General features: G+C 49.4%; 13 protein-coding genes. 12 read left to right on the top strand and 1 reads right to left on the bottom strand.

Going from position 1 to position 15,076, the window contains the following annotated elements:
• Window position 1 precedes the first annotated feature (1 nt).
• From paaH to E0D98_RS00060, 12 genes are all read left to right on the top strand, one after another.
• The gene (gene paaH / locus E0D98_RS00115) at window positions 2-1,429 is read left to right on the top strand and encodes a 3-hydroxyacyl-CoA dehydrogenase PaaH (protein ID WP_000973371.1); all 1,428 of its coding nucleotides are present in this window, start codon (window positions 2-4) and stop codon (window positions 1,427-1,429) included.
• Complete coding sequence (gene paaI, locus E0D98_RS00110; RefSeq protein WP_000018413.1) at window positions 1,419-1,841, top strand: hydroxyphenylacetyl-CoA thioesterase PaaI; 423 nt, start codon at window positions 1,419-1,421, stop codon at window positions 1,839-1,841. Before paaH ends, paaI begins: the two co-directional genes overlap by 11 nt.
• Complete coding sequence (gene paaJ, locus E0D98_RS00105; protein ID WP_001206190.1) at window positions 1,841-3,046, top strand: bifunctional 3-oxoadipyl-CoA/3-oxo-5,6-dehydrosuberyl-CoA thiolase; 1,206 nt, start codon at window positions 1,841-1,843, stop codon at window positions 3,044-3,046. Before paaI ends, paaJ begins: the two co-directional genes overlap by 1 nt.
• Before the next feature lie 26 nt (window positions 3,047-3,072).
• Window positions 3,073-4,386, top strand: a complete 1,314-nt coding sequence (gene paaK, locus E0D98_RS00100) for a phenylacetate--CoA ligase PaaK (protein ID WP_000632286.1) — start codon at window positions 3,073-3,075, stop codon at window positions 4,384-4,386.
• Between the two features lie 100 nt (window positions 4,387-4,486).
• The gene (paaX, locus tag E0D98_RS00095; protein ID WP_000039892.1) at window positions 4,487-5,437 is read left to right on the top strand and encodes a phenylacetic acid degradation operon negative regulatory protein PaaX; all 951 of its coding nucleotides are present in this window, start codon (window positions 4,487-4,489) and stop codon (window positions 5,435-5,437) included.
• Entirely contained in the window at window positions 5,419-6,009 is a 591-nt protein-coding gene (gene paaY / locus E0D98_RS00090) for a phenylacetic acid degradation protein PaaY (RefSeq protein ID WP_001123457.1), read from the top strand. The genes paaX and paaY overlap by 19 nt, the downstream gene beginning before the upstream one ends.
• A gap of 231 nt (window positions 6,010-6,240) precedes the next feature.
• The gene (pdxI, locus tag E0D98_RS00085) at window positions 6,241-7,101 is read left to right on the top strand and encodes a pyridoxine 4-dehydrogenase (RefSeq protein ID WP_000097794.1); all 861 of its coding nucleotides are present in this window, start codon (window positions 6,241-6,243) and stop codon (window positions 7,099-7,101) included.
• 63 nt (window positions 7,102-7,164) lie between these two features.
• Window positions 7,165-9,471, top strand: coding sequence for a DUF2773 domain-containing bactofilin (locus E0D98_RS00080; protein ID WP_000471500.1), 2,307 nt, complete (start codon window positions 7,165-7,167; stop codon window positions 9,469-9,471).
• 170 nt (window positions 9,472-9,641) lie between these two features.
• Window positions 9,642-10,247: a CDP-alcohol phosphatidyltransferase family protein gene (locus E0D98_RS00075; protein ID WP_000177535.1), complete on the top strand. Its 606-nt coding sequence runs from the start codon at window positions 9,642-9,644 to the stop codon at window positions 10,245-10,247.
• A complete protein-coding gene (locus E0D98_RS00070) occupies window positions 10,247-11,143 on the top strand; it encodes a phosphatidate cytidylyltransferase (protein WP_131890451.1) in 897 nt (298 codons plus the stop codon). The genes E0D98_RS00075 and E0D98_RS00070 overlap by 1 nt, the downstream gene beginning before the upstream one ends.
• 15 nt (window positions 11,144-11,158) lie before the next feature.
• Window positions 11,159-12,916, top strand: coding sequence for a bifunctional alpha/beta hydrolase/class I SAM-dependent methyltransferase (locus tag E0D98_RS00065; RefSeq protein ID WP_000431899.1), 1,758 nt, complete (start codon window positions 11,159-11,161; stop codon window positions 12,914-12,916).
• A complete protein-coding gene (locus E0D98_RS00060) occupies window positions 12,906-14,222 on the top strand; it encodes a phosphatase PAP2/dual specificity phosphatase family protein (RefSeq protein WP_000627367.1) in 1,317 nt (438 codons plus the stop codon). Before E0D98_RS00065 ends, E0D98_RS00060 begins: the two co-directional genes overlap by 11 nt.
• A gap of 50 nt (window positions 14,223-14,272) precedes the next feature.
• Here the strand turns inward: E0D98_RS00060 and azoR are convergent, their stop codons facing one another.
• Complete coding sequence (gene azoR / locus E0D98_RS00055; RefSeq protein WP_000048948.1) at window positions 14,273-14,878, bottom strand: FMN-dependent NADH-azoreductase; 606 nt, start codon at window positions 14,876-14,878, stop codon at window positions 14,273-14,275.
• Window positions 14,879-15,076: the final 198 nt, after the last annotated feature.

Here is a 15,076-nt window from a genome sequence, read left to right as displayed (position 1 = left end):
CATGATGATAAATGTGCAAACTGTGGCAGTGATTGGGAGCGGCACCATGGGGGCAGGCATTGCTGAAGTTGCCGCCAGTCATGGACATCAGGTTTTACTGTATGACATTTCTGCTGAAGCGCTGACCCGCGCAATCGACGGGATACACGCGCGGCTAAATTCACGCGTGACGCGGGGAAAACTGACTGCTGAAACCTGTGAACGCACATTGAAACGCCTGATCCCGGTGACCGATATTCACGCGCTGGCAGCAGCGAATCTGGTTATTGAAGCGGCGTCTGAACGTCTGGAAGTTAAAAAAGCGCTCTTTGCACAACTGGCGGAAGTTTGCCCGCCACAAACGCTATTGACCACTAACACTTCGTCAATCTCTATAACCGCGATTGCTGCGGAGGTAAAAAATCCTGAACGTGTTGCGGGGCTGCATTTTTTTAACCCGGCACCGGTGATGAAGTTGGTGGAGGTGGTCAGTGGGCTGGCAACGGCAGCGGAAGTTGTCGAGCAGTTGTGTGAACTGACATTGAGTTGGGGTAAGCAGCCAGTGCGCTGTCATTCGACCCCCGGATTTATCGTTAACCGTGTGGCGCGTCCTTATTATTCCGAGGCCTGGCGGGCACTGGAAGAGCAGGTTGCTGCACCAGAAGTGATTGACGCTGCACTTCGCGATGGCGCTGGTTTCCCGATGGGGCCGCTGGAATTAACCGATCTGATTGGTCAGGACGTCAATTTTGCTGTCACCTGTTCGGTGTTTAACGCTTTCTGGCAGGAGCGTCGTTTTTTACCTTCGCTGGTGCAACAGGAACTGGTGATTGGTGGACGGTTGGGCAAGAAAAGTGGGCTGGGCGTGTACGACTGGCGCGCGGAACGTGAGGCAGTTGTTGGCCTGGAAGCGGTAAGCGACAGTTTTAGCCCAATGAAAGTAGAAAAGAAAAGTGACGGCGTCACGGAAATTGACGATGTTTTATTGATTGAGACACAAGGCGAGACGGCACAGGCGCTGGCAATACGACTGGCACGCCCGGTGGTAGTGGTCGACAAAATGGCGGGCAAGGTGGTGACCATTGCTGCGGCAGCGGTGAACCCGGACTCAGCGACCCGCAAGGCCATTTATTACCTGCAACAGCAGGGCAAAACAGTGCTGCAAATTGCAGATTACCCAGGAATGCTGATTTGGCGAACGGTAGCAATGATCATCAATGAAGCCCTTGATGCGCTGCAAAAAGGCGTGGCCTCTGAACAGGATATCGATACCGCCATGCGTCTTGGGGTGAATTATCCATATGGCCCGCTTGCCTGGGGAGCGCAACTTGGCTGGCAGCGAATATTAAGGCTCCTGGAAAATCTACAACATCACTATGGCGAAGAACGCTATCGCCCATGTTCATTGCTGCGCCAACGAGCGCTTCTGGAGAGCGGTTATGAGTCATAAGGCCTGGCAAAATGCCCATGCAATGTATGAGAACGATGCCTGCGCCAAAGCGCTTGGCATCGACATTATCTCAATGGATGAAGGCTTTGCTGTAGTGACCATGACCGTCACTGCACAAATGCTTAACGGTCATCAAAGTTGCCACGGCGGGCAGCTATTTTCACTGGCTGATACTGCCTTTGCCTACGCCTGCAATAGCCAGGGGCTGGCAGCCGTCGCTTCTGCCTGCACGATTGATTTTTTGCGTCCAGGCTTTGCCGGAGACACCTTAACTGCTACTGCGCAGGTACGTCATCAGGGCAAGCAAACCGGTGTTTACGACATCGAAATTGTTAACCAACAACAAAAAACGGTTGCGCTGTTTCGCGGTAAATCTCACCGCATCGGCGGCACCATTACAGGAGAAGCCTGATGCGTGAAGCCTTTATCTGTGACGGAATTCGTACGCCAATTGGCCGCTATGGTGGGGCATTATCAGGTGTTCGGGCTGACGATCTGGCTGCTATCCCTTTGCGGGAGCTGCTGGTGCGAAACCCGCGTCTCGATGCGGAGTGTATCGATGATGTGATCCTCGGCTGTGCTAATCAGGCGGGAGAAGACAACCGTAACGTAGCCCGGATGGCGACGTTACTGGCGGGGCTGCCGCAGAGTGTTTCCGGCACAACCATTAACCGCTTGTGTGGTTCCGGGCTGGACGCACTGGGGTTCGCCGCACGGGCGATTAAAGCGGGCGATGGCGATTTGCTGATCGCTGGTGGCGTGGAGTCAATGTCTCGGGCACCGTTTGTTATGGGCAAGGCAACCAGTGCATTTTCTCGTCAGGCTGAGATGTTTGATACCACTATTGGCTGGCGATTTGTGAACCCGCTCATGGCTCAACAATTTGGAACTGACAGCATGCCGGAAACGGCAGAGAATGTAGCTGAACTGTTAAAAATATCGCGAGAAGATCAAGATAGTTTTGCGCTACGCAGTCAGCAACGTACGGCAAAAGCGCAATCCTCAGGCATTCTGGCTGAGGAGATTGTTCCGGTTGTGTTGAAAAACAAGAAAGGCGTTGTAACAGAAATACAACATGATGAGCATCTGCGCCCGGAAACGACGCTGGAACAGTTACGTGGGTTAAAAGCACCATTTCGTGCCAATGGGGTGATTACCGCAGGCAATGCCTCCGGGGTGAATGACGGAGCCGCTGCGTTGATTATTGCCAGTGAACAGATGGCAGCAGCGCAAGGACTGACACCGCGGGCGCGAATCGTAGCCATGGCAACCGCCGGGGTGGAACCGCGCCTGATGGGGCTTGGTCCGGTGCCTGCAACTCGCCGGGTGCTGGAACGCGCGGGGCTGAGTATTCACGATATGGACGTGATTGAACTGAACGAAGCGTTCGCGGCCCAGGCGTTGGGTGTACTACGCGAATTGGGGCTGCCTGATGATGCCCCACATGTTAACCCCAACGGAGGCGCTATCGCCTTAGGCCATCCGTTGGGAATGAGTGGTGCCCGCCTGGCACTGGCTGCCAGCCATGAGCTGCATCGGCGTAACGGTCGTTACGCATTGTGCACCATGTGCATCGGTGTCGGTCAGGGCATCGCCATGATTCTGGAGCGTGTTTGAGCATATCAACCTGCGAGTACCCTACAATGATAACCAATACAAAGCTTGACCCGATTGAAACCGCGTCTGTTGATGAGTTACAGGCGTTGCAAACACAACGTCTGAAATGGACGCTCAAACACGCGTATGAAAATGTCCCGATGTATCGGCGCAAATTTGACGCAGCAGGCGTACATCCTGATGATTTCAGGGAACTTTCAGATCTGCGTAAATTTCCCTGTACCACCAAACAGGATCTGCGCGACAACTATCCCTTCGACACCTTTGCCGTGCCGATGGAACAAGTGGTGCGCATTCATGCTTCTTCGGGAACCACAGGTAAACCGACAGTTGTCGGCTATACGCAAAACGATATTGATAACTGGGCCAATATTGTAGCGCGTTCCTTGCGTGCGGCAGGTGGCACGCCCAAAGACAAAATTCATGTTGCCTATGGTTACGGCCTGTTTACTGGTGGGCTGGGCGCGCACTATGGTGCCGAACGTCTGGGCGCTACGGTGATCCCGATGTCTGGTGGGCAGACGGAAAAACAAGCGCAACTGATCCGCGATTTTCAACCAGATATGATCATGGTTACGCCATCTTATTGCCTTAACCTGATTGAAGAGCTGGAGCGGCAGTTGGGCGGTGATGCCAGCGGTTGCTCGCTGCGGGTTGGAGTGTTTGGTGCTGAGCCGTGGACACAGGCCATGCGTAAAGAGATTGAACGGCGTCTGGGGATCACCGCACTGGATATTTATGGCCTGTCAGAAGTGATGGGGCCGGGGGTGGCGATGGAGTGTCTGGAAACTACCGACGGCCCAACCATTTGGGAAGATCATTTCTATCCTGAAATTGTTAATCCTCATGACGGCACACCGCTTGCCGATGGTGAACATGGCGAACTGTTATTCACCACGCTGACCAAAGAAGCATTGCCGGTCATTCGTTACCGCACGCGTGATTTAACCCGACTGTTACCAGGAACGGCGCGGACTATGCGCCGCATGGATCGCATCAGCGGACGCAGCGATGACATGTTGATTATTCGCGGTGTAAATGTCTTTCCGTCACAACTGGAAGAAGAGATTGTCAAATTCGAACATTTATCGCCGCATTACCAACTGGAGGTGAACCGCCGGGGGCATCTTGATTCACTTTCTGTGAAAGTGGAGTTGAAAGAAAGTAGCCTGACATTGACGCATGAGCAGCGTTGCCAGGTATGCCACCAGCTGCGCCATCGGATTAAGTCGATGGTGGGGATCTCTACCGATGTGATGATCGTTAACTGTGGCAGTATCCCGCGTTCAGAAGGCAAGGCGTGTCGGGTGTTTGATCTGCGCAATATTGTTGGTGCCTGACGTATCGTCTGGCCCTGGTGGGGTAAAGCGCCAGGGCCAGAAGTCGATACGACCTGTGCTATGATTCATAAATCACAACAATAACAACAGACTGAAGCGAATGAGTAAACTTGATACTTTTATCCAACATGCTGTAAACGCTGTTCCGGTCAGTGGCACATCTTTGATCTCCTCTCTGTATGGTGATTCGCTTTCCCATCGTGGTGGTGAAATCTGGCTTGGTAGTCTGGCTGCTTTGCTGGAAGGGCTGGGATTTGGTGAGCGTTTCGTCCGCACCGCTTTGTTTCGTCTTAATAAAGAAGGCTGGCTGGATGTTTCCCGCATCGGGCGACGCAGTTTCTATAGCCTCAGTGATAAAGGCTTGCGCCTGACGCGACGGGCAGAAAGTAAAATTTATCGCGCAGAGCAACCTGCATGGGATGGTAAATGGCTCCTGTTGCTCTCGGAAGGTTTAGATAAATCAACGCTGGCTGATGTCAAAAAGCAGTTGATCTGGCAAGGTTTTGGCGCACTGGCACCCAGCCTGATGGCATCGCCGTCGCAAAAACTGGCCGATGTACAGACACTTTTGCATGAAGCGGGTGTGGCGGATAACGTGATTTGTTTTGAAGCGCAAATACCACTGGCGCTTTCTCGTGCAGCACTGCGTGCCAGAGTAGAAGAGTGCTGGCATTTAACTGAACAAAATGCCATGTACGAAACCTTTATTCAGTCATTCCGCCCGTTGGTGCAGCTGTTAAAAGAGGCAGCAGACGAGTTAACCCCGGAGCGTGCATTTCATATTCAGCTTTTACTGATCCATTTTTATCGCCGTGTCGTCCTTAAAGACCCTTTGTTGCCGGAGGAGTTGCTTCCGGCTCACTGGGCAGGGCATACGGCGCGTCAGCTGTGTATCAACATTTATCAGCGCGTAGCGCCTGCTGCTTTAGCGTTCGTTAGTGAAAAAGGTGAAACCTCGGTCGGTGAACTGCCTTCGCCGGGTAGCCTGTATTTTCAACGTTTTGGCGGTTTGAATATTGAACAGGAGGCGTTATGCCAATTTATCAGATAGACGGTCTGACTCCGGTTGTGCCAGAAGAGAGTTTTGTCCATCCGACAGCGGTATTGATCGGCGATGTTATTCTCGGCAAGGGTGTTTACGTTGGGCCAAATGCCAGCCTGCGTGGCGATTTTGGTCGTATCGTGGTGAAAGATGGCGCGAACATTCAGGATAATTGCGTTATGCACGGTTTTCCCGAGCAGGATACTGTCGTGGAAGAAGATGGGCATATTGGTCATAGCGCTATCCTTCACGGCTGCATTATCCGCCGCAATGCATTAGTGGGAATGAACGCGGTAGTGATGGATGGTGCGGTGATTGGCGAGAACAGCATTGTTGGCGCATCCGCATTTGTGAAAGCCAAAGCAGAAATGCCTGCTAATTACCTGATTGTCGGCAGCCCGGCGAAACTGATTCGTGAGCTTAGTGAGCAGGAGCTGGCATGGAAAAAGCAGGGTACGCATGAGTATCAGGTGCTGGTGACACGCTGTAAGCAGACGTTACATCAAGTCGAACCATTGCGGGAAGTTGAACCTGGCAGGAAACGCCTGGTATTTGATGAGAATCTGCGACCGAAACAGTAACGTCCAGATACTGAACGTTCTAATTTTTAGCATGTGATACCTAAACCGCAACGCTGATACAGGTTGCGGTTTTTTTATTGCCGAATGCGGCGCTTTACGCGTTTTGTTTTGGTGTCTTTCAGGACAATAGAGCAACTCATCCAGTAATCTTGTTTACGCCTTCGCATTATTTATCTCTTTTCGTTTCTATACTGATTTTTCTCAATCCGTTTTATTACAGGGCAGGGTGCGATGAGCAGCAATACATTTACTCTCGGTACAAAATCCGTTAACCGTCTTGGTTATGGCGCGATGCAACTGGCAGGTCCTGGGGTTTTTGGTCCCCCAAGAGATCGCCACGTCGCTATAACCGTGCTGCGCGAGGCGCTGGCATTGGGCGTCAATCACATTGATACCAGCGACTTTTATGGTCCGCACGTCACCAATCAGATTATCCGCGAAGCGCTTTATCCTTACTCTGACGACCTGACAATTGTCACTAAAATTGGTGCGCGGCGTGGAGAGGACGCATCCTGGTTGCCCGCATTTTCTCCGGCAGAGCTGCAAAAAGCGGTGCACGATAATCTACGTAATCTCGGGCTGGACGTACTGGATGTGGTTAACTTGCGCATTATGATGGGGGATGGTCATGGCCCAGCGGAAGGATCGATTGAAGCCAGCCTGACCGTGCTGGCAGAGATGCAACAACAAGGCCTGGTAAAACATATTGGCCTAAGCAACGTCACACCGACGCAGGTTGCAGAGGCGCGCAAGATTGCCGAAATCGTCTGTGTGCAGAACGAATACAACATTGCTCATCGTGCTGATGACGCAATGATTGATGCTTTGGCTCGTGACGGCATTGCCTACGTGCCGTTCTTCCCGCTCGGGGGCTTTACACCGCTGCAATCCTCTACGCTGTCGGATGTTGCTGCGAGCCTGGGTGCAACACCCATGCAGGTGGCGCTGGCGTGGCTGTTACAACGTTCACCGAATATTTTGCTGATCCCAGGGACGTCTTCTGTTGCGCATTTACGGGAGAATATGGCTGCTGAAAAATTGCATCTTTCTGAGGAAGTGTTGTCTACGTTGGATGGTATTTCGCGAGAATAACGAATATACAAAAGGGAAAGATGCATTTCCCTTTTGTTTCTTTTTTAATGGCATGGAGTGCATATGTTTAAGGCCAGGATTTGCGGCTGGATAGGTTTACTTCCCCTGTTTATGCTGAGTCTTCCAGTACAGGCGGAACTTCGATGTGTTGCAAATACAGTTGATATTGAACCATTTTTTTCTGCGGCTACCGCTGAAGATAAACAACAAGTTGAACAAGCTATCAACAGTAGCGTGAATCTTGTCCCCTTCGGTTTATCTGCATCGGACTGGAAAGTGCATCGTGGCGATTTAGTGGTAGAAGGTAATATAGAGAGTAATCAAAAATTGATTGTTCTTGGCAATTTGACAGTCAAAGGTAATATTTCCACTTTCTCTCTTTCTAATCCATGGGTTATTCTCGGTAACGTGACGGCAACGAATATAGTTACGGATTCACCACTGTTAATTACCGGTTCGATAAATGCAAGTGGACTGGTATTTATCGACTCATATTACGATAATCCGTCTACGATTAAGGGGAGTATTAATGCGCGTGGGATATTTATCAATGACATAATTGCACCTGTTGTTGCGTCTTCGACAAATAGTGAATTCATGGTCCGTGCGAGTGACAAAAATGACACTGAAAATGTCAAAAAAGCGCTGATGATAATAAATCCTGATGCATATTATTGGGGTCTAATAAATGATGAAGATGCTCTGAAAGAAATTTTTAAGCGAAGCAATATTCGCATGGCAGGGAATGTCTGTAATCAGATGAAAAAAGAAGCGCTGTTTCGCCCTAAGCCTTCTCCTGAGTTAGTGCAGGAATTGCAAATGCTGGATGAAGGCAACGTTGCTGCATTTGAAGGACGAGATATTGCGACATTTGATCTTGCCATAATGCGAACTCTCCCAAGGCTTAAAGGAATTTCAGCTAACCTACGCAAACAACTTATTAATAGCAATGATGAACAAACGATTGAAAGTATGGCGAGATATATGCCTGACAATGAGATTCTGGAGTTGACCGATCAGCAATTGGGTTACCAGCCTGTTGTTCTGGGGTTGCTCGACCGTGAACCGCTCTCTGTTGAAATAATGACGCGAATGAGTCGTCTACCTGATGGTGTCGGTCCGTTGAATCTTGCGCTACGTGAAAATCTCCCTCTGGATATCGTCATGACTCTGGCGAAAAGAGATTGGGATATGATCATTCAGGAGCTTTATAAAGATGCGTGGTTATTGCCTGAATCCATTATTGATGGCTATATCCGCAGTGATGATTCCTCTATTCGTCAGGTCGGTGCTGGAGGACAACTCACCTACAATCAGGCAATGCAGTTGGCGAACGATTCATCAAACAATGTTGTCACAAGCTTAGCGTTCAAGCTGGCAGAGATGAAACACCATGGTCAATTATTGCGGATGACGCCACAAGAGAGTGACAAAGTTGCAGCCTATTTATACCAAAAATTCGAGAATGACGATGATCTAATACGTGTGTTATTTTTAGCATTGCCAGATAACTTACAGTTTAATTTTGTTAAAAGGATGGAGAAAAAATCCCCTGCCTACTTTTGCTGTCGGGATATGCAGGTCATTCACTCTGACGCTGCTCTACAACGGTTATTGACACGTTTCAACGATCCTGAGGGGTGGAGTAATCTGGCGAAAAATCAGTATCTGAGCACGTCGATGAAACAAAAAATTTGGCAACGTGCTTTAACGCATCGGAAAAATAATCCGAAAGCAGATTCAGCTGCGTATGAAACCAGCGCTGATATGATTTTGTCTGAGCTTATCAGCCACGGTGAAGTTGATGATCAGATGCTATTAAATGCCACAGCCCTGATACGTTTGGAAGACTGGGACTTTTTAGAGAGTGCATTAGTTAGTTGGGATAATTTACCCGCTGTTGTCCTCAAGGAATTACAGCAAAATACGCCACGCAATGATATTTGGGCGAAGTTTTTTCTGAGGCAGGAAAACAGCTCCCGTGCGCAGGTTGATGAAGCATTACGCGTCTATTATGCACTCGACCCCGATGCGTTAGCACAACTGGATGTACTGGCAAAACAACCGGATCGTATATGGTGGAGTACACTGGCGAAAAGCAATCTCACATTTTTCAAGTTCGGCGCACTTAACAACCGCCACACACCGCCTGCAGTACTGGCGGCAGAAATTGATCCCGAGTGGTGGATTGTGGCGATGAATAATCCCCGTTTTCCAGTTGATGTATTAAAGGCGAGGCTGAAACGTGATCCTTTGCTGGCGTTAGAGCTTGTTAACCCTGAACTAGATTTAGTCCGCCAGCTGGCGCTTAACGGTAAGACGCGCGCAATACGGGAACAAGCGATGAGAAAACTTGATGAGTTGTATTGATCCACAACGTAATGTTTCTTAACTATTTGATTAATTGGGGATAATCATTCCTGGCAGTGAGTCCCCAATACCTTGATATATTCTGAATTTTTAATGAAGCGGCGTGTTGCGATATCTCCGTCAGGGGAATTGATGCACCATAGCGCAAACCGAATTATCAAGGATTGATAATGACGCTCTACCAGATAAAACCGCTCTTTCAGTCGCTGTTAAGGCCGACGATGTTTTGGCTTTATAAGCACCACGTTACAGCGAATCACATCACTCTTGCTGCACTGGCGCTTTCTCTTCTTACCGGATTGCTGTTAGTGTTGGTGGCACAACCCATCCTCTTTTTGCTATTGCCCATCGTGCTTTTTATCCGTATGGCGCTCAATGCACTGGATGGCATGTTGGCGCGTGAGTGCGATCAGCAAACACGTCTGGGGGCGATTTTGAATGAAACTGGCGATGTTATTTCCGATATTGCGCTCTATTTACCGTTTTTATTTTTACCGGAAAGTAACGCATTACTCGTAATACTCATGTTATTTTGCACCATATTGACTGAGTTTTGCGGTTTACTCGCGCAGACGATTAACGGTATTCGCAGTTTTGCCGGTCCATTTGGCAAAAGCGATCGCGCGTTAATATTTGGTCTGTGGGGGCTTGCCGTTGCCATTTATCCACAGTGGATGCAATGGAATAATCTTTTATGGAGCATTGCTTCAATTCTGCTTATCTGGACTGCGATTAATCGTTGTCGGAGTGTGCTTCTTATGAGCGCTGAAAGATAATGCTGGAAAAATCTCTGGCAACACTTTTCGCGTTGTTAATTTTAGCAACGCTGATAAACCGTTTTCTGCTATGGCGGTTACCGGAGAGAAAAGGGGATGAAGTTACATTACGTATTCGTACCTGGTGGGGTATCGTCATTTGTTTTTCACTGGTGATTTCAGGTCCACGCTGGATGACGTTGACGTTTTTTGCGCTGATAAGTTTTCTGGCATTGAAAGAATATTGTACGCTTATATCCATACATTTTCCGCGTTGGCTATATTGGGTTATTCCTCTTAACTATTTGCTTATCGGTTTTAATTGCTTTGAGCTGTTTCTGTTATTTATACCTTTGGCTGGGTTTCTAATATTAGCCACCGGGCAAGTTTTTGTGGGGGACCCCTCCGGTTTTCTGCATACCGTGAGCGCCATTTTTTGGGGCTGGATAATGACCGTTTTCGCCTTGAGTCATGCCGCCTGGTTATTAATGTTGCCATCCATGAATATCCAGGGCGGGGCGTTACTGGTGTTATTTCTTTTGGCGTTAACCGAGTCAAACGATATTGCACAGTATTTATGGGGGAAATCCTGCGGCAGAAGAAAAGTGGTCCCCAAAGTCAGCCCGGGAAAAGCGCTGGAAGGCCTGGTGGGGGGCGTAATCACCACCATGATTGCGTCACTGATTATTGGACCGTTGCTGACACCGCTAAATACATTACAGGCATTATTAGCGGGTTTGTTAATTGGTATTAGTGGTTTTTGCGGCGATGTAGTGATGTCAGCCATCAAACGAGATATTGGTGTTAAAGATAGTGGAAAACTATTACCAGGACATGGCGGACTCCTTGACAGGATTGACTCATTAATTTTCACCGCTCCGGTATTTTTTTATTTTATTCGCTACTGCTGTTACTGAAGGAAAATAGAGAAAATGGAAAATTCACGCATCTCTGGGGAACATTTTTTTACCACCAGTGATAATACAGCGTTGTTTTATCGGCACTGGCCCGCTTTACAGCCCGGGGCGAAAAAGGTCATCGTCTTATTTCATCGTGGCCATGAACATTCTGGTCGTCTACAACATATCGTTGATGAACTGGCGATGCCAGATACTGCTTTTTATGCCTGGGATGCCCGAGGGCATGGACAAACTTCGGGGCCGCGTGGTTATAGCCCATCTCTTGCGCGTTCAGTGCAGGATGTCGATGAATTTGTTCGTTTTGCTGCCAGCGATAGCCAGGTCGGACTGGATGAGGTGGTAGTGATCGCGCAAAGCGTCGGCGCAGTGCTGGTTGCCACATGGGTTCATGATTATGCGCCTGCAATTCGCGGGCTGGTGCTGGCTTCTCCGGCCTTTAAGGTTAAATTGTATGTACCGCTGGCACGTCCTGCGCTGGCGTTATGGCATCGTCTGCGTGGTCTGTTTTTTATTAATTCCTATGTGAAAGGACGCTATTTGACCCACGATCGGCAACGGGTGGCGAGTTTCAATAATGATCCGCTGATCACACGGGCGATTGCCGTTAATATCTTGCTCGATCTCTACAAAACGTCTGAACGTATTATTAGAGATGCGGCGGCGATTACGCTCCCCACGCAACTTCTGATATCAGGCGATGACTATGTGGTGCATCGCCAACCGCAGATTGATTTTTATCAGAGATTACGTAGCCCTCTGAAAGAGCTGCATCTGCTGCCAGGCTTTTATCACGACACGTTGGGTGAAGAGAACAGGGCGCAGGCATTTGAAAAAATGCAAAGCTTTATTAGTCGTTTATATGCTAACAAGTCACAAAAATTTGATTATCAGCATGAAGACCGCACTGGACCATCAGCGGATCGCTGGCGGCTCCTTTCAGGTGGACCCGTGCCATTATCGCCGGTTGATTTGGCGTATCGCTTTATGCGAAAGGCGATGAAATTGTTCGGGGCGCACTCTGCGGGCCTGCATCTCGGAATGAGCACCGGCTTTGATTCAGGCAGTTCCCTGGATTATGTCTATCAAAATCAACCGCAAGGCAGTAACGCATTCGGGCGCTTAATTGACAAAATCTACCTGAACAGTGTTGGCTGGCGCGGTATTCGCCAGCGTAAAACCCATTTACAAATACTGATTAAACAAGCCGTTGCCGATCTCCACGCCAAAGGTTTAGCCGTCCGCGTGGTTGACATTGCCGCAGGGCATGGGCGCTATGTACTGAATGCGCTGGCAAACGAGCCTGCCGTAAGCGATATTTTGTTACGTGATTACAGTGAGTTAAATGTTGCACAGGGGCAAGCGATGATTGCCCAACGGGGAATGTCTGGGCGGGTGCGTTTTGAACAGGGCGATGCGTTTAACCCGGAGGAACTCAGCGCGTTAACTCCGCGGCCTACGCTGGCGATTGTCTCTGGACTGTATGAGCTGTTTCCCGAAAATGAGCAGGTAAAAAACTCACTCGCAGGTCTTGCCAATGCCATCGAACCGGGCGGCATTCTCATCTACACCGGGCAGCCGTGGCACCCTCAACTGGAGATGATTGCCGGGGTGTTAACCAGTCATAAAGATGGTAAACCGTGGGTAATGCGCGTGCGTTCGCAAGGGGAGATGGATTCACTCGTGCGTGATGCCGGATTTGATAAATGCACACAACGGATTGATGAGTGGGGTATTTTTACGGTTTCGATGGCGGTGCGTCGTGATAACTGAACGTCGGAACGTATTGCTACAAGGCGCTGGCTGGTTATTGTTGCTGGCCCCGTTTTTCTTCTTCACCTATGGATCTCTTAATCAGTTCACCGCGGTTCAGGACCTTAACAGCCATGATATCCCCAGTCAGGTATTCGGTTGGGAAACGGCGATCCCTTTTCTTCCCTGGACTATTGTTCCTTACTGGAGTCTGGATCTTTTATATGGATTTTCGCTGTTCGTTTGTAGCACGACATTCGAACAGCGCCGACTTGTCCACCGGCTTATTCTGGCAACGGTAATGGCCTGCTGCGGTTTTTTGCTCTATCCGCTGAAGTTTAGTTTTATCCGTCCTGAAGTGAGTGGGGTGACGGGATGGCTATTTTCGCAACTTGAACTGTTTGATCTGCCTTATAACCAGTCTCCTTCGCTGCATATTATTCTCTGCTGGCTACTTTGGCGTCACTTTCGTCAGCATCTGGCTGAGAGGTGGCGTAAAGTCTGCGGCGGATGGTTTTTACTCATCGCTATTTCTACTCTGACGACCTGGCAGCATCATTTTATTGATGTCATCACAGGGCTGGCGGTAGGTATGTTGATTGACTGGATGGTGCCCGTCGACCGTCGTTGGAATTATCAGAAACCTGATCAACGTCGAATCAAAATAGCACTGCCCTATGTCGTAGGCGCGGGCTCGTGCATTGTATTGATGGAGCTAATGATGATGATTCAGTTATGGTGGTCAGTCTGGTTATGTTGGCCAGTATTATCGCTACTCATAATTGGCCGTGGGTACGGTGGGCTTGGCGCGATAACAACAGGGAAAGATAGTCAGGGGAAACTACCGCCCGCCGTTTACTGGCTGACATTGCCCTGCCGCATCGGGATGTGGCTGTCTATGCGTTGGTTTTGTCGTCGCCTGGAGCCGGTGAGCAAAATGACTGCTGGTGTTTATTTAGGGGCGTTTCCACGACATATTCCGGCACAGAATGCGGTTCTGGACGTCACCTTTGAATTCCCTCGCGGACGAGCGACAAAAGATCGACTCTATTTCTGTGTACCGATGCTGGATCTGGTGGTTCCGGAAGAGGGGGAGCTCCGACAGGCCGTGGCGATGCTGGAAACATTACGCGAAGAGCAAGGCAGCGTTCTGGTTCATTGCGCGTTGGGATTATCGCGCAGTGCGCTGGTAGTGGCGGCATGGTTGTTATGTTACGGACACTGTAAAACCGTTGATGAAGCGATTAGTTATATTCGAGCCAGACGTTCGCATATTGTGCTTAAGGAAGATCACAAAGCGATGCTGAAATTATGGGAAAACAGGTAAGTGGATTGAGATGTGGACTGAACTACAGTCCACATCAAGATCGTGTCCGGTTATGCAGCAACAATGCTGTCGATGGCCGCTTTCGCGTCAGACTGCGCTTTCGCTGCCATTTCCGGACCGTATGCGATCCCTTCGGCGAAGACAAATTTCACATCGGTAATGCCGATAAAGCCGAGGAACGTGGACAGATACGGCGTCACCAGGTCCGTTGGTCCATCTTTGTGGATCCCACCGCGGCTGGTAATAACGATGGCTTTTTTACCCGTTACCAGACCTTCCGGACCGTTCTCGGTATAGCGGAAAGTAACGCCTGCGCGTGCAACCAGGTCAAAATAGTTTTTCAACTGAGTTGAGATGTTGAAGTTATACATCGGTGCCGCAATAACGATAACGTCGTGGGCTTTCAGCTCGGCAATCAGCTCATCGGAAAGCGCCAGAGCTTCCTGCTGACGCGGAGTCAGCGGCGCATCGCTCGGACGCAGTGCACCAACCAGTTCGCCATCCAGTACCGGAATCGGATTTGCAGCCAGGTCGCGAACGGTGATTTCATCAGCGGAGTGCTTTTCGCGCCATTGTTCAACAAAATAATCGGACAACTGATTAGACTGAGAGTACCCTGCCAGGATGCTGGATTTAAGAACTAATACCTTGCTCATGGTGTTTCCTTATAGATGTTTGAATGGGCGATGCCCCGTTGCTTGCTGACACTTTATTCACAATCCTGCCACAGAGATAGCGCAATAAATCGAAGCCTATGTTCGAATTTATTGAACAACGCATAGAAAGCCGCGATGTGGTACTCTATATCTATCATTTAAAAGAAAATTAATCAGGCAGACTACTGCCCACTAACG

The sequence above is a fragment of the Escherichia sp. KCJ4928 genome (assembly GCF_004352695.1).
Classification (GTDB): domain Bacteria; phylum Pseudomonadota; class Gammaproteobacteria; order Enterobacterales; family Enterobacteriaceae; genus ECMA0423.
Note: the sequence above shows the minus strand (reverse complement) of the source record. Positions and strands in the feature narration are given on the sequence as shown.

Bases quoted from the DNA above. Each gene is read 5' to 3' on its own strand.
- paaH (WP_000973371.1), top strand. From the start codon at position 2: ATGATGATAAATGTGCAAACTGTGGCAGTGATTGGGAGCGGCACCATG.
- paaI (WP_000018413.1), top strand. From the start codon at position 1,419: ATGAGTCATAAGGCCTGGCAAAATGCCCATGCAATGTATGAGAACGAT.
- paaJ (WP_001206190.1), top strand. From the start codon at position 1,841: ATGCGTGAAGCCTTTATCTGTGACGGAATTCGTACGCCAATTGGCCGC.
- paaK (WP_000632286.1), top strand. From the start codon at position 3,073: ATGATAACCAATACAAAGCTTGACCCGATTGAAACCGCGTCTGTTGAT.
- paaX (WP_000039892.1), top strand. From the start codon at position 4,487: ATGAGTAAACTTGATACTTTTATCCAACATGCTGTAAACGCTGTTCCG.
- paaY (WP_001123457.1), top strand. From the start codon at position 5,419: ATGCCAATTTATCAGATAGACGGTCTGACTCCGGTTGTGCCAGAAGAG.
- pdxI (WP_000097794.1), top strand. From the start codon at position 6,241: ATGAGCAGCAATACATTTACTCTCGGTACAAAATCCGTTAACCGTCTT.
- E0D98_RS00080 (WP_000471500.1), top strand. From the start codon at position 7,165: ATGTTTAAGGCCAGGATTTGCGGCTGGATAGGTTTACTTCCCCTGTTT.
- E0D98_RS00075 (WP_000177535.1), top strand. From the start codon at position 9,642: ATGACGCTCTACCAGATAAAACCGCTCTTTCAGTCGCTGTTAAGGCCG.
- E0D98_RS00070 (WP_131890451.1), top strand. From the start codon at position 10,247: ATGCTGGAAAAATCTCTGGCAACACTTTTCGCGTTGTTAATTTTAGCA.
- E0D98_RS00065 (WP_000431899.1), top strand. From the start codon at position 11,159: ATGGAAAATTCACGCATCTCTGGGGAACATTTTTTTACCACCAGTGAT.
- azoR (WP_000048948.1), bottom strand. From the start codon at position 14,878: ATGAGCAAGGTATTAGTTCTTAAATCCAGCATCCTGGCAGGGTACTCT.